This window comes from Vibrio sp. IB15 (assembly GCF_016406055.1).
Lineage (GTDB): Bacteria > Pseudomonadota > Gammaproteobacteria > Enterobacterales > Vibrionaceae > Vibrio > Vibrio chagasii.
In genome coordinates, this window is record NZ_JAEFCE010000041.1 from 25,931 (window position 1) to 47,661 (window position 21,731).

Sequence of the window (21,731 nt, forward strand, 5' to 3'; positions counted from 1 at the left end):
ATGATTAGTTTTGGAAACGTAAGCGCACTTCAAGCGGCACTTCCGGAAGCGCGAAAAGATATTCTCAATGAAGGCAAACTCAATGTTGGTGGCAAGGAATATAAGGTCGATGCAAATACTCAGCAGTTTGTTCGTTCAAACCCAAGTAATAATGCAGTCGCTCAATTCTTTGAAGCAACAGGTAAGCTATTTAGAGAAGGCAACACAGACTCAGTAGCTAAAGCGATGACAAAATCGGTATTCGACAATGCGCTAGGACAAGCTGAGCGTTTGAAATCCAGCTCTTCAGTAGAGCATGGCCAGATGTTTTTTAAAGATGCTAGTTTAAAAACGCCAGTCGATGTATTGAATGCTTTTAGTCGACTTGATGCTCAAACTATTCAATCTTATGGTGGCGAGCTTAACCAATTGGCTGATCTTGCTATGTCTGAGTTACTGCTTGATACGGAACCTGCCAAAAGCCTAAATACACAAATTGGTGAGGGTGCAACAAAAGCATTAGCTGGCAAAGTTGTTAAAGCTTTTGGTGGCGGTGCGATGGGCGTGAAGAACAACCCAAATACCGCGATGGGCTTGGAAGTTGTATTTGAAACCGAGGTTAAGAACTTAAAAGCGGCACAAGCACATATTGAAGGTTTGGCAAACAAAGACTTGAGTTCGGGTGTCTATGCGGATTCGCTAGCGGAAGATAAGTTCAATAAAACGGGCACGACGAACAACCTTGAACGTGCTGCGGCTTGGATCATTAACGCATCGACTTCGAAAGGAAACGATGCTGATAATATTACTGCGCTTCTTAAAGAATACGCGGCCAATGATAAAGACTTGCTGAACATGGATAACTTAAAAGAGCTTCATGCGCGAGCGGTGCCGAATATTGAAAGAGATTACCGAGGCCCAGCAACGGCTGGTGGCGCACTTCCATCAAGCATTGGTGGTGAAGGCATGCTAAAACAGCACATAGAGGGCTTTTTGAAAGAAAACCCAGTGGCAGATAAAGATCTTGGTAAGCAGTTGTTTGCTGGCGTGATTGGCTACCATGGCTTCACGGATGGTAACGGTCGTATGGGACGTATGCTGTATGCGATTGCTGAGCTGAGAAACGATTCATTTACGCCTCTTGCCATGACTGCTGAAAACAACTTGCACGGTATTAAGTAAGTATCCCAAAAATAAAAAAGAGCGACTTTCGTCGCTCTTTTTTATAAGCCTGTCGGCCTTTATTGGAAACTGAGCAAATTAGCGACCTTTAGTTTTTCATATTCTCAAGCATATAGTTGAGTACATTATCGTTGTCGTTAATGAGGTTTTCGATTATATCAAGGTGGTCTCTTTTTCGAGCGAGGTAAATGCGGCACTCTTGTTTAGCATCAAGCACTTTGGCGTGGTATTCCTTTGTTTGTCGTAAGAACTCAGGCGTGTCCAGTTCTGGGACAATCAAGTGCAACGGCGCCAGTTCCTCTTCTGAAGGAAAATCATTAAGCAGTGGACTCACCCTCTCCGATGATTCATTGGTCATCTGAATGTTATCGTTCACGAAGCTGTTCACAAGTGGTCGAATATCAAAAAGGCCAGCGATTGAAAAAACATCTTTGAGTTTCTCTTTGCCTTCTGCTTCTACTCCAAATTGTTCCCAATCTGTTTTATGGAGCATGGATACAAGTTGGCCGCCAGCCGAGTGGCCTACTAGGTAGACTGCGGGAGAATTATTCTCCACTGCGAGCGATAAGATTTCTTTAACTGCAAGCTGCATCTGTTTAAGGATGGACTCCATTGGCGCACCGTTTGTCCAGTGTTGAGCCATTCGGTAACTTGGCATGTAAACCGCAAAACCATTTTGATTGAAAGGTTGCGCGATAAACCCAAATTGTTCCTTTGAAAACCATTGCCACCACCCGCCATGTATGTAGATAACCATAGGTGCATCTTTGGCAAGCCCCTTTGGCTTGTAGATATCTATTTTTCCAGAAAACTCGCCTTCTCCATATGCCATCTCGGTAAGTCCTGTTTCCAGGTTTGTTCGATAACGCTCACTTTGCTGGCTAGTAAATTTTATGTGTTTCGGTAACAAATCATCCGTGGGTAATCTATTGGTCCATAACGTCGGATTGTATTGTTCATCTGCTATCTCTCGTGAGAAGTATTGTGCAATTGAGCTTGTGCTTGTTTTGTTCACTATTTTGTCCCCTTTGGTTGCTTTAGGACATTATTAATGATTTTATTGGTATGAAAAAGGTAGGTAATTTAGTACGGACTGTTTAATTTTTATAAACTATGAACAAGTATATGCGTCATATGATCATCTTCACGAGAGTTGTGGAGAAGGGATCTATTACTGCGGCTGCACGCGAATTAAAGGTGGGTAAATCCGTTGTTAGTCAACATTTGAGAGCTTTGGAGGAGGCGTTAGGTGTTTTGTTACTCAAACGCTCCACTCGCCAACAATTGCTTACGCCTATGGGAATAGAGTTTTTTGAACGGTGTAAAAAGATTAGCGAGCTTGTTGATGAGGCATGGGATATTGCAAGGATCAGCCAAATTGAGCCAAAAGGAATGGTTAAGATTAGTTCACCCCACGCGTTGATCGAGCCCGTGATATCACCGGCAGTTGGGCATTTAGTCAGTATCTACTCTGAATTAGTTCCTACGATTCTAGCCAATGACGGCAGCGTGGACTTATTTGAAACGGCGGCTGATCTCGCGATTCATGTCGGTGAGCTGCCATCAAGTGAGTACATACAAAGAAGGATAGGTAGTTTAAAGAAAGTGCTTTGTGCAAGCCCTTCATATATTCAGAATCATGATCTCAGCATCGCGAAACTTATTAAGGATCCGTCTCAGTTGCTCGCCTTCGATTATGTGGCGAATATCTGGGAGGGGAAATCTATTCGATATATTTTACAACACTCGTCCAGTGGTGAGCGAATAGAAGTGTCGCTGGAAGCGAGTCGCTTTAATGATTCGGTTCATTCGGTTATCTCTATGGTCAAAGCGGGAGCTGGTATGGCATTAATTCCTGAATTTATGTTCGAAAGTCTCAGACGCAAAGGAGAATTAGAGAACATTTTTCCTGGGTATACGCTTCCCAAGATTCCTATTTATGCTGTTCATAATTACGCAAAAACGCCTCCGCTCAATGTCAAAATGTGCACCGATTTCATTGAACGACAGCTTAGAAATCTTAACTCTTCAGAAGATGCTTAATCGTTTTCTGAATCGCTTAGATCTATCGATTCCATTCTACTTTGTTAGCACACAGTTCTTTTTTGTACTGTGTGCTCTCTGAGCATGACGCACATGATTGTGAGAGAGTTATACTCGCGATTCCTCAGCCTGCTCAAGAGACGCAACCCAACGCAGGATCTCAGCGGTGGCTTCAATAAGATCGCCTGGAATGTACTGGTTTAACTGACCATCGGCATAAAGAGCACGTGCGAGTGGTACTTTTTGCATCACAGGGATGCCTTCTTCGTGGGCTATCGCGATCATACGTTTTGCCATCGCATCGGTTTCTTTAAGGGTTATCACAGGCAGCGGCGTTTCGCCTTTTTTGTAGTACAAACCAATCGCGATGTGGGTTGGGTTCGTGACCAACACATTCGAACGTTTAACGTTATCTCTTTGGTTCGAAGTTTGCAGCTCTTGGTGCAACTGACGACGCTTACTCTTGATTTCTGGGCTGCCTTCCATCTCTTTATATTCGCGTTTGACCTCGTCTTTAGTCATCTTCAGTTGCTTGGTGTGGTCGAATTTTTGGTATGCGTAATCGGCAGCTGCAATCACAATAAAGCCGACGGAAGAGATGATCATGAGTTGTTTCACTAATACGCCGGTGATGGTCGGTACACACTCTAATCCGCATGTCGGGATTTGCAGTAGCGTGTTTAAGTTGCCCTGCAGAGTGACCCAAATAATGCAGGAAAGGAGCGACACTTTAAGAATCGATTTAATAAACTCAATGATGCTCTTTAGCGAGAAAATTCGTTTTGCCCCTTCGACAGGGTTGATCTTTTTGATATCTGGTTTGACGGATTCACCACTAAACAGCAAGCCGAATTGCCCCATGTTCGACATGATGGCGATCAATGCCGCCACTATCAGTATTGGTGCCAGCAAGTAAACCATTTCTTTGGCGATTGCGACGGCTACGTCAAGCAACGCATCCTGAAACCCTTGATAAGCCAACTCACTCGGCAACAAAAGTAGGGCAGAGATGTGCGACATATAGTAGTCAGCAAAGGCAAATAAGACGGCAATTAGGGCTAGGATTAACGCCGATGAGACGACTTCCTGACTTTTAGCGACTTGCCCTTTTTGCCGGGCATCCCGAAGTTTTTTCGGGGTGGGGAGTTCTGTTTTTTCTCCGCTCATTGCTCTTCCTGTCTGTTATTACCAAATGGTATTGAGCTGCTCTCTGAACAGTGCGATTTCAGAGAAAAGGGCTTGAAAGTGGTCCATCATCAATGCCAAATAAACAATCAATAGCACGCTGGCAATGGCACTTTTGATCGGCATGGCCAAAGAGAAAACGTTCAGCTGTGGGGCGAATCGGCTAATCAGCGCGAGTCCAAACTCGGCAAGGAACATGGCCAAAACCAAAGGCGCAGACATCAAAACGCCAAGCCACATAAGTTGCTCGAACTGAGCGTAGAAAAAGTGCACCCACTCTTCAGTGACGGTTGGAAAAAAACTAATAACAGGCCACGACGAATAGCTGTTAAACAGCGCATAAATAAAAGCGACAAAGCCACCGCCGGAGAAAAACAAGGTGATCAGTGTTTGAGTCAATAGCACAGCCGTTGGCGTTGACTGAGAGCCGAGAGTGGGATTAAACATACTTGCCATCGCAGCACCACGTTGGTTATCCACTAGAAACCCTGCCGCCTCAATAGCCCAAAAAGGGATTGCTGCAACAAAGCCAATCAGCATACCCAATAGTACCTCTTTGCCTAAGATGACCATCAACCAAATCCCGTCCGTTTCTGCGGGCAGGTCTTGTTGGTTGATCATTGGGAAGATAAACAGCGCAAGCGAACACAAAACACCATTTCTCACCAAGGTGCCACCGAGCGTTTGTTTGTTTAAAATCGGCAAAAATATAAAGCAAGCCATTAACCTAGGGAGCGTCAAGCTGTATAGGAACAGGGCCTGGTGCAAATCATCGTAACTCATCGTATTTGCGGGATTTTATCTAAGGTCAAGGTAGCAAATGAATGCAGTTCGGCGCCCAGCCATTGTGTGGTAACAAATAGGGTTATGATGACGGCGATCAGTTTGACGACAAAGCCTAACGTCTGTTCTTGTACTTGTGTTAGCGCTTGGACAAGAGAGACCAAGGTACCGACAAGTGCCGCAACCAAAATAGGTGGCAGCGACAAGAACAGAACAAGCGTTAGAGCCTGAGTGGTAAAGTGGATGATTTCAGCCGGATTCATGCTTCTCTCCTCATTATCCGTAACTGAGCACTAGGCCATGGGTCAACTTTGTCCAACCGTCTAGCAACACAAAGAGTAATAGTTTGAATGGCAGTGAGATGGTCATTGGCGATACCATCATCATGCCCATGGCCAGCAAGATGTTGGATACGATCAGATCGATAGCGATGAATGGCAGGTACAACAGGAAGCCAATCTCAAACGCTCTCGTTAGCTCACTCACGGTAAAGGCGGGGAGCAACAACAACAAGCTGTCTGACTCCAAACGGTCGACGTACTTTTGTGGCCACAAGGTTCTTGCTGCATCGGTAAAAAAGACCGATTCAGTTTCACGGATGTGCTTTTTCAAGAACTCGCGGTACGGCTGCAATCCACTCTCGATTAAACCTTCGATGCTCTCCGAATCTTCAAGTGAGATTTCGTGCTGGGTCACGTAGTCATAGGTTTCAAACCCCACTGGCGCCATGATGAAGATCGACAGAATGATCGCCAATCCATACAAGGCCATATTGGGTGGAATTTGTTGTACACCTAAGGCGTTTCTTAGCAGAGAGAAAACCACGGCCAGTTTAACGAAGGAGGTCGCCATCATTGCAATGAAAGGAATCAAAGCAAGAAGGGCGAGTGTAACGATGAGGTTCAGTTCATCAGGTAACTGGATCATGCTGGCTCCTGACTGCCGCCAAACAGTTCGAGAACGCGGACACCCAAGCGTTCATTAATGTTCACTAGTTCGCATTCACCAATGATTTTGCCGTTTGCTCGCATGGTGACTGGGTTAGAAATTGGTTGGTTGAGCTCAAAGATAAAACCCGGTTGCAGCGCGTTAAGCTGTTCTAAAGTAATGGTTTGCTGACCAACATCGAAAGTCAGTTCAATTGGCAATTGCTGGTGGTCGGTCAGTGCTTCAGAGCTGTTGATATCATTCATATTGGTTTCTTTTTCTTGGATATGGAGTGTCGTATTATCGAGTTGGCATCGCCAAAGGTTGTGATTGGAGACCTGAAGAAGCACTTGGTGTTGCGCGATGTAGCAATCGTCGAAAAACACCACATCGCCCAGTTCAAGTTGCTCAAATTGACTGAGTGCCAAACGTGTTTTGCCAAAGCTCAACCAGAAGGGCAATGCGATGTTTTGGCTCAGGTAAGAAGACGCTTGTGGCAGAGTGTCAATCAACACATCTCGACCTTCATGGACCCACAGGCTAAGAGAGACATCATCGCGATTGATGGTGAGCATCAATACGTTTTCTTCTGGTGCAGGCTGCTCATGAACTTGAAGTTTGCTCAATACCGGAAGTTGTCCAAATAAGCGCTTAATCATGTCGGTGTAGGGCTCAATTTGGCTACTGAGCAACGCCAATTGCAAAGAGTTTGGTAGTGATTCAAATGCCGTCGAGTCAAGAATGCCATTCAACCATTGCTGTAATTGCGCACTGCTGAAATCGATTTGAATAGTTTGTCCACCAATCAGTAGTGTTAAACGATAGCCAGAAAACTCCGGCTTTTGGCCAAGTGTGACCGATAAGCTATTGCTCTGACTATCTTGAAAGTGACACTGTTTTGCGCAAAGTTGATTACTTAGCGTGATGCTTGAAAGCTCGACCTTTGGGAAATCTAATATCATCATTCGTCCTCAGGCTTCCATTCATCGTAAATGCTGCGTTGTTGTCGCGAACGTTGTTGGTCTTGTTGTTGGTTCATCTGTTCGCTGACTGCGATCCGAATCGGTTGGTCGATGCCTAAACGTTGCAGACGCTCGGTCAACTCTTGCTTAGCCGTTTGGTTGATCAGCGAAAGAGCGTGCTCTTGCTTAATCAGCACGCTGTAGCCAGAACTGTCTTGCTTGATGGAGATCTCGCCACCTTTTAATTGGCCTTCATTTAGAAGTAGGCGAATTTCTCTCTCGTTTGCTGAAGGAAGAGACACGTAGATCTTGTCGACTAACTTATTAATCAATTCGCTTACGTCTTGAGCTCTATTCTGGGGCCCGTGTGTCTCTACGTTTTTCAGGATGATGTCGCCTTGCGCTGTTGCTTGGCTTAGGTTGGGCATCGGGTGAAGCTTAGCGTCCGACTCTGAACTTGGATGACGCAGATCGATGTGCTTCACTGCTTTAACCTTTTCTTCAAGCGCGGACAATGCGGCTTTCAAGTCGATAATTTTCGAGTCCACAATAGTAGCAGCGTCTTTTGCCGTAGGGTCGAGTTTATGAGCTGCTGCATCTAACTTATGCAGTTGGCCTTGCTGCACACATTCTCTCTCAAAGAGAGCGTGACTTGGCTTTTCTGGATGCAGACCAGCTTCTGACTTTTCATTAGCAGGTTGATCTTTCAAGTTTTCAGGGTGTTCTTGGCCACCGTCGAGCTGCTCTTTCCCCGCCTTAGGAATAGCACTGCTGGCCTTGCCTTTGTTCTTCATGCTATCGAGCTTGTCTGCGTTCAATACAGCAGCGAATAAACGAGAAGTCTCTGACTCATGTTCGCTTTCTGCTTGCGTTGGCTTAAGCGCATTCTTAAAGCGAGATTCAAGCTCTTCTGAGACTTGGTTGACCGGCCTCTGTTGAATCTGTTGCGGATGTTCAGTTGTGTTTGGATGATCGTTTTTGACTCGCATCTGTACCTTCTATGAAACAACAACGTTGCGGAACTCTTCTTGTTCGAGCTCTTCTTGATACTGCGCTTGGCGTGCTTGCTCAGCGATTTCTTGTTCGTTTAATTGAATGAATTTTTCTTTGGTTTTATGGGCGGCCATAGCGTCTTGCTTTCTTTCCTTGAGTCGCTGGTTCTCTTGTTCCAATGCCTTTTTTTCTTCTGCGACTCGTTGTTTTAAATCGGCCTCTCTTTCCCTTAACAGCGCGATTTCTTGCCGCAATATTTCAAGTTCTTTTAGAACGACGGTTTTCTGTTTGGCTTTCGCAAAGCGCCGTTCTTCTTCCTCTTCGCGCCATTGACGATAGTCAACGACAGACTGTTCCGCCTTTCGGAGTGAGGCTCGTGCGTTATTGACTCGATACTCTTGTTGCTGAACCGCGCGATCCGCACGGTCGGCACGAATTTTTTTTATCTCTAGCAGTCGCTCGATCATAGGCCTGCAAGTCCTCGTAGCTGCGTGACGCTCTCACCGAGCTCACTTGGCTCGTGCGTACCTTGGCGCAAGAACGCTCCTATATCATCTCCCTGTGCGATGGCCATATCCGCGCGACTGTCGGCACCGTGTTGGTATTCACCAATTTTGATCAACAGTTCGACTTCTTCATATTTAGCCAGCATTTCGCGCATGTGAGCCGCGGACGCTTGATGAGTTTTATCGACGATTTGGTTCATTACACGACTGGCTGAGCGAAGCACATCAATGGCTGGGTAGTGGTTCATCGCCGCCAATTTACGAGAAAGAATGATGTGGCCATCGAGTATCGAACGCGTTTCATCGGCGACCGGCTCAGTCATATCGTCACCTTCCACAAGTACGGTATAAAGCGCGGTGATGGAGCCTTTGTCTGATTGACCTGCACGTTCCATCAGTTTTGGTAGCGCGGCAAAAACAGAAGGCGGATAGCCCCGTCGTGTTGGTGGCTCGCCAGCGGCCAAGCCGATTTCACGCTGAGCTCGAGCAAAACGCGTCACCGAATCCATCAGCAGCAGGACTCGTTTACCTTGATCGCGAAAGTACTCGGCGATAGAGGTCGCGACGAACGCCGCTTTGGCACGTTCCATTGCTGGCCTGTCAGAGGTTGCGACAACAAGTACTGACTTTGCCATACCTTCTTCCCCAAGGTCGTGCTCGATAAATTCTCTTACTTCACGACCCCTTTCACCGATGAGGGCAAGCACGGTTACATCGACATCGGCAGAGCGAATAAGCTTGGCAAGCAGGGTACTTTTACCACCGCCCGCTGCGGCAAAAATGCCCATCCTTTGTCCTTCACCACAGGTGAGCAATCCGTCGATAGAACGCACGCCCATCGAAATCGGTTTTTCAATCAGCTTTCGCTGCATTGGTGGTGGCGCATCGCGGTAAACCGGATACCAAGCGCTCGGCTCAGTGCTTTGAGAACCATCGAATGGGCGGCCTAGACCATCAAGAGTTTTCCCTAAAAGGTGATCGCCAACACCGACTTCGTGCATTTTTCCAAGCGGGCTCACTTCGGTATTGGATGAAATTCCAAACATGTTGCCAAGTGGAGTAAGCAACGCATGGTGTTGCTCAAAACCCACCACCTCCGCAAGCAGCGACAAGGTTTGATCTGGATTACGTAGCTCACAAAGCTCGCCGACACGAACACCAGGCACAACGGCTTTGATAATAGTGCCAGTAACCTGAGTCACACGACCGCGGATTTGGATCAAACGCGTTTGCTTGATGGCTGATTGTTGAGTTTCGATGATGTATGAGAAGTCGTTCAATTTAAGAAAACATGCAATAACTGATGCTGGGAGAATAGGAAGGATGAAGCCGTTTTTATAGTGACTATTGGTCGGGAGTTTTTAGAAAACTTAAAACGCCCTAAAAAAACACGTCTGATTTTGACAGCCTAATAAAAATGCAATTCCTATAATTCGCTCATATTGTAGGAAGGAGTGCAAATCAATGAGCACTATCAATAGCCAAATTTTTACGGGCAACAAATTTGACGCGCCAATTAGAAGTAACCTCGAGTCTTCCCGCACGGGAGCCTCAGTCAATGGTAACTACCGAGGTGAAACTGTCCGCGTACACAATGCAACTCAGTCGCTGTTTGATGCAATGGAAGAGCTGACGGCGTTAGGTTCAGAAAAAGCAGAAAAAGATCTCACGAAACGCAAAGTAAAAGACGGCAGTATTCGCGTGAATGAAGCGCACGAGCTGGTTTCTGACTACCTAAGAAAAGTGCCTGATCTTGAGAAGAACCAAAAGATCAAAGACCTTGCTACCAAAATGGCAAGCGGTAACTTATCAACGATTGCTCAGTTACAGGCGTACCTCAACGGATTCTCTGAAGAGAAGAGCCATCAGTACCTAGCGCTGCAAGCAGTGAAAAAGTTCCTCGGAGCCAATTCAGAAAGTAAGAATCTACTAGCGCTGATAGACCAAGCCATTCTGACCTTTGAGCAGAATCCGGACTCTTGGGCTCAGATTGATACTGAAATTCGTGTTTCAAGCTTCGCGGATGAATACAGCCAAGAGCAAGGCTTTAGCAGTTTGCATCAATTGCGTGGCTTCTATCGCGACACGGTACACAGCTACCAAGGTTTAGGCTCAGCATACAAGGATGTGGTTGAGCGTTTTGGTGCAAAAGAGGTCTCCACGGCGGTCGACTTTATGTTGCAGGGTATGAGCGCAGATTTGAGCGTTCAAGGTAGCAATATTGACTCCGTTAAGCTCCAGCTTCTGATGTCCGATATGCAAAAACTTAAGACGTTGAATACGCTTCAAGACCAAGTTAGTAACCTCTACCAGATGTTCAAACCTCAGCAGGCAAACTATGGCTTATCAAGTTACTGATTTAATGTCAGACGTCATCGCTTTGGTTGAGCAGCGTTGGGTGGGAAGTGTCGAGATATGGAACCTAGTGAACGCCATGGAGTTGGCGTCCACGGAGAGAAAAATCAGCTTTTTTAGGGAACTTCACAAACTTATTCGCCATATTCCAATTGATGTATTTAACGATGAAGAACAGCGACAAAACCTAATACAAGCTGTGCAAAAAGCGCTTGATGAAGCGATTGATTTAGAAGAAGAGGAAATGTGGGACGATGAATTGGATTGATGCATCAGTGGATGATTTTTGCCGAGGAATGGGACTTGAAGCGGTAGACTTCTCGTCAGCAGGACGTGTTCAACTGAGTTTCGAACAGAGCGGCACTCTGCACGTTGAGAGGCATCAGGACTGCCTGTTTCTCATGCTGGCGAAACCGCTGCATTGGCACCAATCAAACGAGCCGATTAAAAAGGCGTTGAGTTTTTGCCATTCAGGTCAAGGCTGGCCATTCGTCATAAAGAGCGGTTTACTGGATGAACAGACACTGGTCTTCTCTGCACAAATTGAAGGGGATGAAGTGACCCTACCAACCATCGAGCAAGCGTTCGCTCTACTGGTTCGTTTACATAAAGATGTGGCGGATTCATGAGCCGTATTAGTACGTTAAACGTCGGTATTGAAGGCTTTACTTACGTTTCACTTGAGCAGGCTGAAAGCGACTTCCCACAGCGTTTTCAGCTGTTGCCTGACGGTCAAGCCATCGCGACTCACTTAGAGAAACTGTACGAGCTTCGCCCCTCTGAGCACTACCTGGTGTCACTGGCCAAGCCAAAATTGACACATTCGGAGCTACTTCGCCCGGACAAGTACCGTCAACAGTTTGATGCCACTCAGCAGCGGCTTCAGGAATTGGCACAGAAAAATGGCTCTCATGCGCTCAATCAGGCTGTGGAAACATTGCAAAGTACTCAATTAGACCAACGTTATCTCACTATGGCGTTGAATCTACTAATTCAGGTTTAAAAAGCCCATGTTGAAGACAAAAGACGTGGAGCTTTTGCTTATCCACGCCGCACTCCAAGTTCAATATCAAAAGCCGGAACAAGCGATTATCTTGCTTGATGCACTGCTGGAAATCGAACCTCAGCACCAGGAAGCTCGCCAAACATTAGCGGTAGCATGCCTCAATTCAGGCCGATATACGCGTTCAATTGAGCTGTGCGAAAGCTTATTGGAAAGCGAACACTCAAATAAAGCGGGCTTGTGGTTTTGCCTAAGCCAAGCTCGCTGGAAAGAACAGGATGTTGAAGGTGCCCGCCGAGCACATCGACATTATCTACAATCTCTAAATAGTGAATCAAATGAATAAGTTGATTGATACTCTAAACAAAGTCGGACAGCGTAAAGACATTATGCTTGCCGTGATGCTACTTGCGATCGTCTTTATGATGATCTTGCCTCTACCTACGGCACTAGTGGACGTTTTGATCGGTACCAACATGAGCATTGCGGTCGTCTTATTGATGTTGGCTATCTACATCACTACACCACTGGAATTTTCTGCATTTCCAGCCGTGCTTTTGATCACTACCTTGTTTCGTTTGTCACTTTCTATTACGACAACGCGACTTATCCTGCTGCAAGGTGATGCAGGTCAGATCGTATACACCTTCGGTAACTTCGTGGTCGGCGGTAACTTGGTAGTAGGTATTGTTGTTTTCCTTATCATCACCATTGTTCAATTTATGGTGATCACCAAAGGTTCTGAAAGGGTTGCAGAAGTCAGCGCTCGGTTCTCTCTTGACGCGATGCCGGGTAAGCAGATGAGTATCGATGGCGATATGCGTGCTGGAGTTATTGATGTTCATGAGGCGCGTCACCGCCGTTCATTGATCGAAAAAGAAAGCCAAATGTATGGCTCGATGGATGGCGCGATGAAGTTCGTTAAAGGCGACTCAATCGCGGGCCTGATTATCATAGTGGTAAACATTCTCGGTGGTGTAACTATTGGGGTTACTCAAAAGGGCATGTCTGCCTCTGAGGCACTTGAATTGTTCGCAGTCCTGACCGTTGGTGATGGTCTGGTGTCGCAGATCCCGGCACTGTTTATCGCTATCACGGCTGGCATCATCGTTACTCGTGTCTCAAATGAGGATTCTTCTGACCTAGGTTCAGATATTGGTGGACAAGTGACCGCTCAGCCAAGAGCTTTGTTGGTTGGTGGTGTTCTGCTGATTTTGTTTGCTCTTATTCCGGGCTTCCCGAAGATTACCTTCTTAATTCTTGCTGCTGTTGTTGGCGGTGGTGGTTTCTTCTTATCCTACCAACAAAAGAAACAAAGCGAATCTGACAGCTCTGACTTGCCTAGCTTCGTTGCCCAAGGTGCTGGTTCGCCAGCCGCTAAGCCCAATAAACCGACGCCATCTCGTAACAGCAAAGGCAAGCTGGGTGAGCAAGAAGAGTTTGCGATGACAGTACCGCTGCTCATCGACTTGGATTCTCGCTTGCAAGAAAGTTTAGAGGCCGTGGCTCTCAACGATGAGCTTGCGCGTGTCAGACGTGCACTTTATCTCGATCTCGGTGTCCCGTTCCCCGGTATTCACTTACGTTTCAACGAGGGAATGAGTAACGGCGAGTATTTAATTCAATTGCAAGAAGTGCCGGTCGCTCGTGGTCGAATTGAAAGCGAGAAACTGCTGGTAACAGAAGGTAATGAACAGATCGATTTACTGGGCGTACCTTATGAAAAAGATGACGATTTTCTGCCGGGTATTACGAGTCTTTGGGTTGACCAAAGTCATTATGAAAAACTCCAAAACAGTCATGTGGGCTTTCTGACCCCTGATCGCATTCTGACTTATCATTTGTCTCACGTTCTGAAAGAGTACGCGCAAGACTTTATCGGTATTCAAGAGACCCGCTACCTGCTGGAGCAAATGGAAGGTAGCTATTCCGAACTGGTAAAAGAAGCGCAGCGTATTGTGCCTTTGCAAAAGATGACGGAAATTCTGCAGCGTTTGGTTTCTGAAGACATTTCTATTCGTAATTTACGAGTGATCTTAGAAGCCATGGTTGAGTGGGGCCAGAAAGAGAAAGACGTGGTACAGCTAACTGAATATATCCGTTCAAGCTTGAAGCGCTATATCTGCTACAAGTACGCCAGCGGTCAAAACATGCTACCAGCTTATTTATTAGATCAAAGCTTGGAAGATACGATTCGTAATGGCATTCGTCAGACTTCTGCAGGCAGTTACTTGGCGCTTGACCCCTCTGTCACTCAACAATTTGTCAGCGACGTTAAGCAAACCATTGGTGATTTAAGTCGCATGCCAAATAAACCTGTGCTGGTGGTGTCGATGGATGTGCGCCGTTACGTACGCAAACTGATCGAGTCTGAATACTACGAATTGCCAGTGTTGTCGTTCCAAGAGCTGACGCAACAAATCAATATTCAACCGCTTGGCAGGGTAGGTATGTGATGAAATGCCTTCTCACTCAGTCTCTAGTGGCGTCAGGCATCGAAGTGAAGCCCTACTTTTGGCAGAAAAGTACTATCTTACTTGGTTATCGTTATGAATTTGATGGGATGGAGCTGGTCTTCCGTGTCGAAGAGGGCGAAATCATCATTGTACTACTGCGAAGAACCAGCCCGAACCAAGGTCTAGGCAACCCTTTCTCCGCGCTATTTGTGCTCGCAGAACATGCCATCCGTTTGTATCCGCTCGACTGGACTATTCGTGGCAACGTTGATGTATTGCGAGGTAGTAACATGAGCAGCCAACGGTTAGCACAATTCTACTTACGAGCCTGCGGCGCGAGCCATGATCAACAAGAGGATTGGTATTTCTTGCGCCTTAGTGATTACCGACCTTTGAGAAAGAGAAAAATTTAAAAACTCTCGACTGTTACTGACAGCATCCCAAAGATGCTTGGCTTTAAGATAGGACACAAGATGAAGCAACCCTTTACTGAAACCATTGAAAACGCGGAACTTGCTATTCGCAATGCTGAAGACAGAACTGATGTATTCAATGAACTACTCGAAGGATTAGGCGTTGGTCCGGTAGCAGGCAATATTCTGCTCGATGGGTTAAATGCTTCGCCCCAATTGATGAAACAAGCAGAGCATGAGTTGCTTGAAGAAGTACAACGCCGCAGACAACAACAGCATCAGCCACAAGCCACGACCACTAAAGGCATTAGGCGCAAGCGACCGACCATGATGCGTGGCATGGTGATCTAGAGGTTTTTACATGACGGATATGACAACCATGAACTCCATCAGCGGAGTTCTCAATACAACGGCCAATCGTGATTCTCAGATCGCATTCCAGCAGGGTTTGGTTAAGACCTTTTCTCCCATTCTGAGTGATGCCCATATCGACGTGAATCAATTAGAGTCATTGATTCGCCAATTACCTATTGTCGTAGGGCGCACGGAACAAGAAAGCTTGAGTCTTTATGCAGATTCATTGGACACACTGTTAAAGAAGCAAGAGGCCTTTACTGGTACTGCTGCCACTGAGACTACTGCGCATTGGATGCGGTCACTGCAACAACAAGCTTTGAATGGCCAGATTGCACCTAAAGAAGTGGAAATGGGCGTTAATACTACGCTCGCGCATCAATTTCAATCTTGGTTTAGCACACTACTAAAAGATAAGGTCGACAGTTCACTTTCGACCGATTTTATCGCTGATTTCCGCTTGGGGAGCCAGAGTAACCAAGCACTGCAAATTCAAGCTTTGAATACGAGTGCTCTTAAAGCAGCAATGGCAGAGATTAGCTCGCTTGTAAATACACTGGCGGTGCATATGAGAACAAGTGAGGTTCGTGAGAATGCTATTCCGTTCTTGCGAAATGCCTTTACTAATCTTGGTTCAGTTAACCTCAATGAGCTTAAGAACTCAGATTACTTTTTAACGGAAGAAAGCTTTAGAGCTGCGGTTGCCGATCAGCTGGTTGCTTCTTTCAATAGCATTGGGATCACCATCAGCACCGATGATGCAAAGGCATTGGCGAACAAGATTGCTTGGATTCCTGGCATGTCTAAGCAGGAGCTTACCGATGCGATTAATAGCTTAGCGATACAACTAAAAGGACAGTTTGAAAATGCCTATGGTGCAGAGGGTGTCAAACAATTAAAAGCCATTTTGGATTTAGAAGTTGACAGAATTAACGCAGATCCCAATGCGATCACTTTACCAAGTTTGTTTTCTAATATTGCGATTGCACTTATTAACACTCAGATCGATAAGTTCTTTAACGATCTACTTGCTATCCAGGTAACTCAAACAACACCAGAACAGCTTGAGCGTATCAAGCAAAATACCGAGCAAGATATTCGTTTTCTTTTCGAGAAAATAGTTGCTGGAAAAGATATCGGAACCGATTTTGTCACACGTCATCAAAAAATGATGGAGAACCTTTATAAGCTCAGTGAGCGTTTAGCAAAAATCACAGCACAGGAAGTTGATAGTAAAGAAGTAAATGCTGAGCATGCATTGACTGCTCGCGATTTATTGGCAGTTATTGAGTCGAGTATCGGTGATCGCTTTGATGAACGCGTGTTATTTGCCTTAAATGAGCGCCGCGTAGACCGTCTTGAAAAGCGTAATATTTTGAAAGGTGAACTGGAAAACTTAACGATGGAGTTAAGAATTTTTGGTGCCATACAGTCGAAGATACACTCAAAACAAAGTGCAAAAGAAAAATATGAACCAGGGAATACGAGTTTCCAAGCAAGTGACTTTGGCTACGACAGTGAAGCGTCTTTTAAGGCCTCACCTGAGTATGCATATCTGACAAATAATAAGTTCGAAAACCACAAAGACTTTCTGACAAAGCAGGGCGTATCAGTAGCAGCAGATAGTTTTGAGGGCGATCAATTGGCAAGTTTTTCTAATTCAGTAAGTGATCAGTCCAAGGTTAAAAACGATACAGTTCAACTAAAAACGACCGAGCTCAGTGATATCAGCTCTCAATACAATGCAACCGTTGAGGCGATGAACAAATTTGTTCAGAAGTACCACAGTATTTTACAAGAAATCCTACGAGCCCTTTAAGGATAAATAACCATGACTACACAAAACGCGCCAACTGACCTATCTCAAATGCGAGCAGAAGAACTCCTTTCATTTCTGGAAGAGGGAGGCACGCTAAAAATGCTGCACGATGTATCGGCAGATACCATTGAGCACATTTACGCGGTTGGATACAACTTTTTTCAGTCAGGCAAAATAGAGCAGGCCGCAAAGGTATTTCAGCTGCTTAGCATGCTTGATCACTATCAAGCGCGATTTTTCATTGGTTTGGGTGCGGCTCGTCAGGAACTAGGTGAGTACCTGCAGGCGCTTGATGCCTACAGCTACGCTGCGCTTATGGACATTAATGATCCACGCCCACCTTTCCACTCTGCAGAATGTCATCTCAAACTTGAGCAACTGACGGAAGCAGAGAGTGGGTTTTACAGCGCGAAGGAGATGTCTGCTGGTAAATCAGAGTATGCAGACTTGCATCAACGAGCAGGCATCATGTTAGAAGCGGTGAGAAACAAAAGGAGTAACTAGAATATGAGTTCTATTGCACTTGACCACATTCAGAATCAGGTATTTACGCTTGATTCTGACGAAACTACGTTAAACAAGGTTGGCAAGACCGCTGCTCACGCATCGCCGTCAGTAACCTTTGAAAACGTACAAGGTAAAGGTGCTGAAGCATTGAACACCGGTAAGGTAAAAGTTCAGCTTGATGCACCGAATGCCGCTGTCAGCGATAAGGTGAATGACCTGACGTTGAAGGCCATTGCACAGCTACAAAAAATTGTAGACTCGATAGCTGGTGGCTTACATGCTGTTGCTGACAGCACTGGATCACTAGCCGTGAGAATAATCGCAGGCTCAGTGGACGACTTTGAGATTGAGCTGGCTGCTATCGCAGACAAAATTAAGAGTGCTCAAAACAAGCTTAAAATGCAGGAAGTCAAAGTAGCTCAAGAAAAACATAAACTTGAGATGGCAGAAAACCAGGAGAAGATCAAAGAATCTGAGGCCGCGGCGAAAGAAGCACAAAAGTCGGGCTTAGCTTCTAAGATTTTCGGCTGGGTCAGCGCTGTAGCCTCTATTGTTGTTGGCTCAATCATGTTCGCAACTGGGATCGGTGCTGTTGCTGGCGCGTTAATGATCGCGGGCGGTGTAATGGGTGCTGTCAACATGACTTTGCAAGAACCTGCTGTACAGGAAGCGATGAAAGAGGCCGGAATTAATGTCGATGTGCTGAGTAAAGTCGTCATGGCTTTTGAGATTGCGACTGCTGTCATTGGTGCTGTTGTCACATTTGGTGGTGCTGCCGCGGCGGGGGTTGCCAAGTTGGCCGCCAAGAGTGCAAGCCAAATTGCACAGAAAGTCACTGATATCGCCACAAAAGCATCCGCCAGTATCACAAAGTTTGCTGATTGGGGGTCGAAAGCGGCAACGACAACTGCAAAAGCGATCCGTTTTGGTGCTGAGGGTGCCGACATCACTGTCAATGTCGGTAAAGTTGCCACGGATAGCGTTCACGGGACAAACAACGCCCGTTTGACCAACATTCAGGCGGACATTACAGAGTTAAGGGCTGAGATGACACTGAGCCAAGCGGTGCTTGACAAACTGAAACAAGAAATTTCCAAGTTGATGGAAGGTTTCCAAGAACTAATGAACGTCATCATGCAAATGGTCCTAGCTAAAGGCGAAACAATGAAAACGCTGACGAACCGCCCTACAAATGTTTAAGGAATAATTATGATAGAAAATATTAGTAATACTGGACACGCAGCTCTTCATGGTTTGGGCGAACTCAACAGAACCAGTCATACTGAGAAAACCCCTGAAACCAAAATCGAAGCAGCTGCAATCCGTGCTAGTGCTGAAAGCAACGTGACGAATGCGAAACACTACCAATTGGATGGCCCAAAAGCGCCAGCTATTGGAGACCAAGCTATCGCGGTAGCAAAATTGATGGATGAGTTGGCCTCAACAACAAACCTGTTAATGCAAATAACAGAAAACGCATTGGCAGGCAAAAACGTGGCTAAGTCCTCGTCAGAGGCTATTTCTCAGTCACTGTCCCTTATCGCTTTGCTGTATGAAGTATCCAAATTAACCCGTGACCAGCAAGTACAGCAACGTGAAATTGCGGTCGAGGCAAATGTAGCTAGTATCAAGAGCCAAGCCGAAGAATTAAATAGTGCGGCAAAGGCTATGCTCGCAATGGCTATCGTATCAGGTGTTCTTGCAGGAGCAACAGCAATCGTTGGTGCGATTGGTTCTTTTAGAACAGGTCGAGAACTTAGTTCTGAAGTCGCTCATAACAAGGTTTTGCAGACTCAAAAAGCAGGCTTTGAGCAAGCTGAAGAGCTGATGGCTAGTGGTAATATGTCGACGAAATATCAGGATCAAGTGAGAAAAGCATATGCAGCCGCTAAAGAAAATATTGCTGATACGTCGATCTCTTTAACCAGTACTGGACGTAAATTTGAAAAGATGGCGGGGTCCAATCAAGCGAGAAACGCTGTACTTCAAGCTCTAGGTCAAATGGGGAACTCAGCAGCAAGCGTAGAGCAAACGAAAGCTCAAGCTCGAAGCAAAGAGGATGAAGTATTAGCAACTCGTGCCCAATCAGATAAACAAAGGGCAGACGAATACATTGGTTTCCAAGAGGGTTTGTTAAAAGAGCTACGTGAGCTTTTCCGCTCTATCGCTGATAGTCAAACTCAAGCATGGCGAGCATCCACTCCAACGGTGTAATCGCGTATCAGACATCATATTGTTATTTGTGTTTGGTTAAATCTAGATTAAAGGCAAACAAAAAGGGCCAACTCTTTCGAGTTGGCCCTTTCCAAACGTTTGGTGGAGCTGGCGGGAGTTGAACCCGCGTCCAAAAACTATTCATCATTGGTACTACATGCTTAGTCGATCTTTAATTTCACCAGTAACCTGCGAACCGACACGCTAGTTAAAGGCTAACCTGAATTATAATTCGCGCTTTTCCTCTCAGGTGGGAGAAGCCACGCTAGCTTGTTTGGGTTTGATCTCTTGTTGGTCCCCGTCTTACGAGCGGAAGCTAGGGCAAGAGAGCTCTGAGCAGGTTATTAAGCTGCTAGTGCGTAGTTTTCGTCGTTTGCGACTATTTTTTTGCGGCTTTTTACGTGGCCAACCGCCCCACGGCATGCACCTCAGACTTCAAAATTCCTGTCGAATCCTAAATCAGCCCCAAGTGTTCTTGCATAGTACCAGAAAAGCTTACACTGTCTAGCACTGTGCGTTTAAGTGCTTAAAATTAGCGCAAATTACTCTTCATAATTCGTGCTTTATCTCTCGCCCAATCTTTTTCTTTCATATCAGTACGTTTATCGTGCAGCTTTTTACCCTTCGCTACGCCGATCTTAATCTTCGCCCAAGAGCGAGACCAGTAAAGTGCGGTTGCGACAAGTGTCATGCCTTCACGGTTAATACGACCGAATAGGTTATCGAGCTCTTTTCTCGACATTAGGAGTTTACGGACACGTGTTGGGTTCGCCACGATATGAGTACTCGCTTGAGTAAGCGGAGTGATCGTCATACCACTAATGAATGCTTCGCCATCACGGATGTAAACGTAGCTTTCTGCGATATTGGTTTTGCCTTCACGTAGGGATTTTACTTCCCAGCCTTGTAGCTCAAGCCCCGCTTCTATTTCATCATCGATGAAATATTCGTGGCGAGCTTTCTTATTAAGCGCAATGGTATTACTACCGGCTTTTGATTTTGATTTATTCTTTGCCATAATGGCCTCATTATACGGATTGCGCGAAAGATGGGGAATCCTTTTTATTTGCGCTCTGGCTCAATACCATTAAAATTGTGGTTTGTTTAATGTAACGCTGTCTTTAACAGGAGTCTATATGCCAAAGGTTACTCGTTCAGCATTAGTATCATTTAGTGCTGACCAGATGTTTGACTTGGTCAATGATGTTGCTCGTTATCCTGAGTTTTTGCCAGGGTGTTCTGGTTCTCGTGTAATAGAGTTTTCAGATTCAGCAATGGTGGCTTCGGTTGATGTTTCTAAAGCCGGTATTAGCAAAACATTTACAACGTCTAACCGTTTAGCGGATGGCGTTGAGATCTTAATGGAGCTGGTGGACGGCCCATTCAAGAAACTGCAAGGCGGTTGGTATTTTACTCCATTGGATGATCAAGCCTGTAAGGTCGAGCTTAAGTTAGAGTTTGAATTTTCTAGCCGAATGATTGAAATGGCATTTGGTAAGATTTTCAATGAGCTAACGACCAACATGGTGAGCGCATTCACTCAACGAGCGAAACAGGTTTACTAAACCATGACTATTGAATCAGATATGATCCACGTAGAAGTTGTGTTTGCACTTCCGCATGAACAGCGTGTGTTTACTTTGGTCGTTAATAAGAATGCGACCGTTGAAGAAATTATTGCGCAGTCTGGTGTTTTGGAACTGTACCCAGAGATCGACTTAGCGAAAAACAAGGTTGGCGTGTTCAGCCGTAACGTGAAGTTAGATGCAACGGTTCGTGATAAAGACCGTATCGAAATTTACCGTGCACTATTGGCCGATCCAAAAGAGATTCGACGTAAACGTGCCGAACAAGCAAAAGCCGCTGCTACTAAATAGCATCAAAAAGCGTATTCAATTCACAGAGAGCTCGCCAAATCGGCGAGCTTTTTTGTGTCAGTGAGTGAGATTTGGTGGGTTAATTTGTAAGCAAATATTAAAAAGCCTGCTCATTGAGCCTGTCTCTTGATCACAAGTCTGGTTAATCAAGAGACTTGGCGAGTTCATAGCCT

General features: G+C 45.7%; 26 protein-coding genes and 1 other RNA gene. 16 read left to right on the forward strand and 11 right to left on the reverse strand.

The window, feature by feature from the left end; all coding sequences use genetic code 11:
* The gene (locus JC606_RS15315; protein WP_137408925.1) at positions 1 to 1,161 is read left to right on the forward strand and encodes a VopS family T3SS effector adenosine monophosphate-protein transferase; all 1,161 of its coding nucleotides are present in this window, start codon (positions 1 to 3) and stop codon (positions 1,159 to 1,161) included.
* 88 nt (positions 1,162 to 1,249) lie between these two features.
* Here the strand turns inward: JC606_RS15315 and JC606_RS15320 are convergent, their stop codons facing one another.
* Positions 1,250 to 2,176 (reverse strand): alpha/beta hydrolase, encoded by a 927-nt coding sequence (locus JC606_RS15320; RefSeq protein ID WP_198778910.1) that lies wholly within the window; start codon positions 2,174 to 2,176, stop codon positions 1,250 to 1,252.
* A 110-nt stretch (positions 2,177 to 2,286) separates the two neighbouring features.
* On the opposite strand from JC606_RS15320, the gene JC606_RS15325 reads away from it, so the two are divergent.
* The gene (locus tag JC606_RS15325; protein WP_137408927.1) at positions 2,287 to 3,204 is read left to right on the forward strand and encodes a LysR family transcriptional regulator; all 918 of its coding nucleotides are present in this window, start codon (positions 2,287 to 2,289) and stop codon (positions 3,202 to 3,204) included.
* A gap of 108 nt (positions 3,205 to 3,312) precedes the next feature.
* Here the strand turns inward: JC606_RS15325 and sctU are convergent, their stop codons facing one another.
* From sctU to sctN, 8 genes are read right to left on the reverse strand one after another with little or no spacing between them, the layout of a single operon-like run.
* Entirely contained in the window at positions 3,313 to 4,371 is a 1,059-nt protein-coding gene (gene sctU, locus JC606_RS15330) for a type III secretion system export apparatus subunit SctU (protein ID WP_137408928.1), read from the reverse strand.
* 18 nt (positions 4,372 to 4,389) lie between these two features.
* On the reverse strand, positions 4,390 to 5,172 hold the full coding sequence (gene sctT / locus JC606_RS15335; protein ID WP_198778911.1) for a type III secretion system export apparatus subunit SctT: 783 nt from the start codon (positions 5,170 to 5,172) through the stop codon (positions 4,390 to 4,392).
* Complete coding sequence (gene vscS, locus JC606_RS15340) at positions 5,169 to 5,435, reverse strand: SctS family type III secretion system export apparatus subunit VscS (protein WP_005426136.1); 267 nt, start codon at positions 5,433 to 5,435, stop codon at positions 5,169 to 5,171. The genes sctT and vscS overlap by 4 nt, the downstream gene beginning before the upstream one ends.
* Before the next feature lie 13 nt (positions 5,436 to 5,448).
* Positions 5,449 to 6,099: a SctR family type III secretion system export apparatus subunit VscR gene (gene vscR, locus JC606_RS15345; protein ID WP_005426130.1), complete on the reverse strand. Its 651-nt coding sequence runs from the start codon at positions 6,097 to 6,099 to the stop codon at positions 5,449 to 5,451.
* Positions 6,096 to 7,061: a type III secretion system cytoplasmic ring protein SctQ gene (gene sctQ, locus JC606_RS15350; RefSeq protein WP_198778914.1), complete on the reverse strand. Its 966-nt coding sequence runs from the start codon at positions 7,059 to 7,061 to the stop codon at positions 6,096 to 6,098. Before sctQ ends, vscR begins: the two co-directional genes overlap by 4 nt.
* A complete protein-coding gene (locus tag JC606_RS15355) occupies positions 7,061 to 8,050 on the reverse strand; it encodes a type III secretion system needle length determinant (protein WP_198778912.1) in 990 nt (329 codons plus the stop codon). Before JC606_RS15355 ends, sctQ begins: the two co-directional genes overlap by 1 nt.
* Positions 8,051 to 8,059: 9 nt before the next feature.
* Positions 8,060 to 8,521 (reverse strand): type III secretion system stalk subunit SctO, encoded by a 462-nt coding sequence (gene sctO / locus JC606_RS15360; protein ID WP_137408931.1) that lies wholly within the window; start codon positions 8,519 to 8,521, stop codon positions 8,060 to 8,062.
* Positions 8,518 to 9,840 carry a type III secretion system ATPase SctN gene (gene sctN / locus JC606_RS15365; protein ID WP_137408932.1) on the reverse strand — a complete coding sequence of 441 codons (1,323 nt, stop codon included), beginning with the start codon at positions 9,838 to 9,840 and terminating at the stop codon, positions 8,518 to 8,520. The genes sctO and sctN overlap by 4 nt, the downstream gene beginning before the upstream one ends.
* A gap of 184 nt (positions 9,841 to 10,024) precedes the next feature.
* Here sctN and sctW point away from each other — a divergent pair, with 184 nt between their 5' ends.
* Genes sctW through vopD form a run of 12 tightly spaced genes read left to right on the forward strand, consistent with a single transcriptional unit; the run spans position 10,025 to position 19,681 of the window.
* Positions 10,025 to 10,918, forward strand: a complete 894-nt coding sequence (gene sctW, locus JC606_RS15370) for a type III secretion system gatekeeper subunit SctW (protein ID WP_063522675.1) — start codon at positions 10,025 to 10,027, stop codon at positions 10,916 to 10,918.
* Positions 10,899 to 11,183 carry a TyeA family type III secretion system gatekeeper subunit gene (locus JC606_RS15375; RefSeq protein WP_137408933.1) on the forward strand — a complete coding sequence of 95 codons (285 nt, stop codon included), beginning with the start codon at positions 10,899 to 10,901 and terminating at the stop codon, positions 11,181 to 11,183. The genes sctW and JC606_RS15375 overlap by 20 nt, the downstream gene beginning before the upstream one ends.
* The gene (gene sycN / locus JC606_RS15380) at positions 11,170 to 11,544 is read left to right on the forward strand and encodes a type III secretion chaperone SycN (RefSeq protein WP_063522677.1); all 375 of its coding nucleotides are present in this window, start codon (positions 11,170 to 11,172) and stop codon (positions 11,542 to 11,544) included. The genes JC606_RS15375 and sycN overlap by 14 nt, the downstream gene beginning before the upstream one ends.
* On the forward strand, positions 11,541 to 11,918 hold the full coding sequence (gene vscX, locus JC606_RS15385; RefSeq protein ID WP_137408934.1) for a type III secretion system protein VscX: 378 nt from the start codon (positions 11,541 to 11,543) through the stop codon (positions 11,916 to 11,918). Before sycN ends, vscX begins: the two co-directional genes overlap by 4 nt.
* Positions 11,919 to 11,925: 7 nt before the next feature.
* Positions 11,926 to 12,264, forward strand: coding sequence for a type III secretion system chaperone VscY (gene vscY, locus JC606_RS15390; RefSeq protein WP_137408935.1), 339 nt, complete (start codon positions 11,926 to 11,928; stop codon positions 12,262 to 12,264).
* Positions 12,248 to 14,374, forward strand: a complete 2,127-nt coding sequence (vcrD, locus tag JC606_RS15395) for a SctV family type III secretion system export apparatus subunit VcrD (RefSeq protein WP_157618708.1) — start codon at positions 12,248 to 12,250, stop codon at positions 14,372 to 14,374. Before vscY ends, vcrD begins: the two co-directional genes overlap by 17 nt.
* The gene (locus JC606_RS15400) at positions 14,374 to 14,787 is read left to right on the forward strand and encodes an LcrR family type III secretion system chaperone (RefSeq protein WP_137408937.1); all 414 of its coding nucleotides are present in this window, start codon (positions 14,374 to 14,376) and stop codon (positions 14,785 to 14,787) included. Before vcrD ends, JC606_RS15400 begins: the two co-directional genes overlap by 1 nt.
* Positions 14,788 to 14,847: 60 nt before the next feature.
* Positions 14,848 to 15,138 carry an LcrG family type III secretion system chaperone gene (locus tag JC606_RS15405; protein ID WP_063522682.1) on the forward strand — a complete coding sequence of 97 codons (291 nt, stop codon included), beginning with the start codon at positions 14,848 to 14,850 and terminating at the stop codon, positions 15,136 to 15,138.
* A gap of 10 nt (positions 15,139 to 15,148) precedes the next feature.
* A complete protein-coding gene (locus JC606_RS15410; RefSeq protein WP_137408938.1) occupies positions 15,149 to 16,960 on the forward strand; it encodes a virulence-associated V antigen in 1,812 nt (603 codons plus the stop codon).
* Between the two features lie 12 nt (positions 16,961 to 16,972).
* Positions 16,973 to 17,464, forward strand: a complete 492-nt coding sequence (gene vcrH, locus JC606_RS15415; RefSeq protein ID WP_005528925.1) for a SycD/LcrH family type III secretion system chaperone VcrH — start codon at positions 16,973 to 16,975, stop codon at positions 17,462 to 17,464.
* 3 nt (positions 17,465 to 17,467) lie between these two features.
* Positions 17,468 to 18,667 carry a type III secretion system translocon subunit SctE gene (gene sctE, locus JC606_RS15420; protein WP_198778913.1) on the forward strand — a complete coding sequence of 400 codons (1,200 nt, stop codon included), beginning with the start codon at positions 17,468 to 17,470 and terminating at the stop codon, positions 18,665 to 18,667.
* Between the two features lie 9 nt (positions 18,668 to 18,676).
* Complete coding sequence (gene vopD / locus JC606_RS15425; RefSeq protein WP_137408940.1) at positions 18,677 to 19,681, forward strand: type III secretion system translocon subunit VopD; 1,005 nt, start codon at positions 18,677 to 18,679, stop codon at positions 19,679 to 19,681.
* Positions 19,682 to 19,781: 100 nt separating this feature from the next.
* On the opposite strand, the gene ssrA is transcribed toward vopD, so the two are convergent.
* Positions 19,782 to 20,148: a transfer-messenger RNA gene (ssrA, locus tag JC606_RS15430) on the reverse strand.
* 65 nt (positions 20,149 to 20,213) lie between these two features.
* Positions 20,214 to 20,699, reverse strand: a complete 486-nt coding sequence (gene smpB, locus JC606_RS15435; RefSeq protein WP_004737567.1) for an SsrA-binding protein SmpB — start codon at positions 20,697 to 20,699, stop codon at positions 20,214 to 20,216.
* Between the two features lie 118 nt (positions 20,700 to 20,817).
* Here smpB and JC606_RS15440 point away from each other — a divergent pair, with 118 nt between their 5' ends.
* Both JC606_RS15440 and JC606_RS15445 read left to right on the forward strand, forming a co-directional pair.
* Positions 20,818 to 21,246: an SRPBCC family protein gene (locus JC606_RS15440; protein ID WP_063522687.1), complete on the forward strand. Its 429-nt coding sequence runs from the start codon at positions 20,818 to 20,820 to the stop codon at positions 21,244 to 21,246.
* A 3-nt stretch (positions 21,247 to 21,249) separates the two neighbouring features.
* Complete coding sequence (locus tag JC606_RS15445; protein ID WP_063522688.1) at positions 21,250 to 21,558, forward strand: RnfH family protein; 309 nt, start codon at positions 21,250 to 21,252, stop codon at positions 21,556 to 21,558.
* Positions 21,559 to 21,731: the final 173 nt, after the last annotated feature.

Coding starts and splice junctions, on each gene's coding strand:
- JC606_RS15315 (WP_137408925.1), top strand. CDS start 1: ATGATTAGTTTTGGAAACGTAAGCGCACTTCAAGCGGCACTTCCGGAA.
- JC606_RS15325 (WP_137408927.1), top strand. CDS start 2,287: ATGCGTCATATGATCATCTTCACGAGAGTTGTGGAGAAGGGATCTATT.
- sctU (WP_137408928.1), bottom strand. CDS start 4,371: ATGAGCGGAGAAAAAACAGAACTCCCCACCCCGAAAAAACTTCGGGAT.
- sctT (WP_198778911.1), bottom strand. CDS start 5,172: ATGAGTTACGATGATTTGCACCAGGCCCTGTTCCTATACAGCTTGACG.
- vscS (WP_005426136.1), bottom strand. CDS start 5,435: ATGAATCCGGCTGAAATCATCCACTTTACCACTCAGGCTCTAACGCTT.
- vscR (WP_005426130.1), bottom strand. CDS start 6,099: ATGATCCAGTTACCTGATGAACTGAACCTCATCGTTACACTCGCCCTT.
- sctQ (WP_198778914.1), bottom strand. CDS start 7,061: ATGATATTAGATTTCCCAAAGGTCGAGCTTTCAAGCATCACGCTAAGT.
- JC606_RS15355 (WP_198778912.1), bottom strand. CDS start 8,050: ATGCGAGTCAAAAACGATCATCCAAACACAACTGAACATCCGCAACAG.
- sctO (WP_137408931.1), bottom strand. CDS start 8,521: ATGATCGAGCGACTGCTAGAGATAAAAAAAATTCGTGCCGACCGTGCG.
- sctW (WP_063522675.1), top strand. CDS start 10,025: ATGAGCACTATCAATAGCCAAATTTTTACGGGCAACAAATTTGACGCG.
- JC606_RS15375 (WP_137408933.1), top strand. CDS start 10,899: ATGGCTTATCAAGTTACTGATTTAATGTCAGACGTCATCGCTTTGGTT.
- sycN (WP_063522677.1), top strand. CDS start 11,170: ATGAATTGGATTGATGCATCAGTGGATGATTTTTGCCGAGGAATGGGA.
- vscX (WP_137408934.1), top strand. CDS start 11,541: ATGAGCCGTATTAGTACGTTAAACGTCGGTATTGAAGGCTTTACTTAC.
- vscY (WP_137408935.1), top strand. CDS start 11,926: ATGTTGAAGACAAAAGACGTGGAGCTTTTGCTTATCCACGCCGCACTC.
- JC606_RS15400 (WP_137408937.1), top strand. CDS start 14,374: ATGAAATGCCTTCTCACTCAGTCTCTAGTGGCGTCAGGCATCGAAGTG.
- JC606_RS15405 (WP_063522682.1), top strand. CDS start 14,848: ATGAAGCAACCCTTTACTGAAACCATTGAAAACGCGGAACTTGCTATT.
- JC606_RS15410 (WP_137408938.1), top strand. CDS start 15,149: ATGACGGATATGACAACCATGAACTCCATCAGCGGAGTTCTCAATACA.
- vcrH (WP_005528925.1), top strand. CDS start 16,973: ATGACTACACAAAACGCGCCAACTGACCTATCTCAAATGCGAGCAGAA.
- sctE (WP_198778913.1), top strand. CDS start 17,468: ATGAGTTCTATTGCACTTGACCACATTCAGAATCAGGTATTTACGCTT.
- vopD (WP_137408940.1), top strand. CDS start 18,677: ATGATAGAAAATATTAGTAATACTGGACACGCAGCTCTTCATGGTTTG.
- smpB (WP_004737567.1), bottom strand. CDS start 20,699: ATGGCAAAGAATAAATCAAAATCAAAAGCCGGTAGTAATACCATTGCG.
- JC606_RS15440 (WP_063522687.1), top strand. CDS start 20,818: ATGCCAAAGGTTACTCGTTCAGCATTAGTATCATTTAGTGCTGACCAG.
- JC606_RS15445 (WP_063522688.1), top strand. CDS start 21,250: ATGACTATTGAATCAGATATGATCCACGTAGAAGTTGTGTTTGCACTT.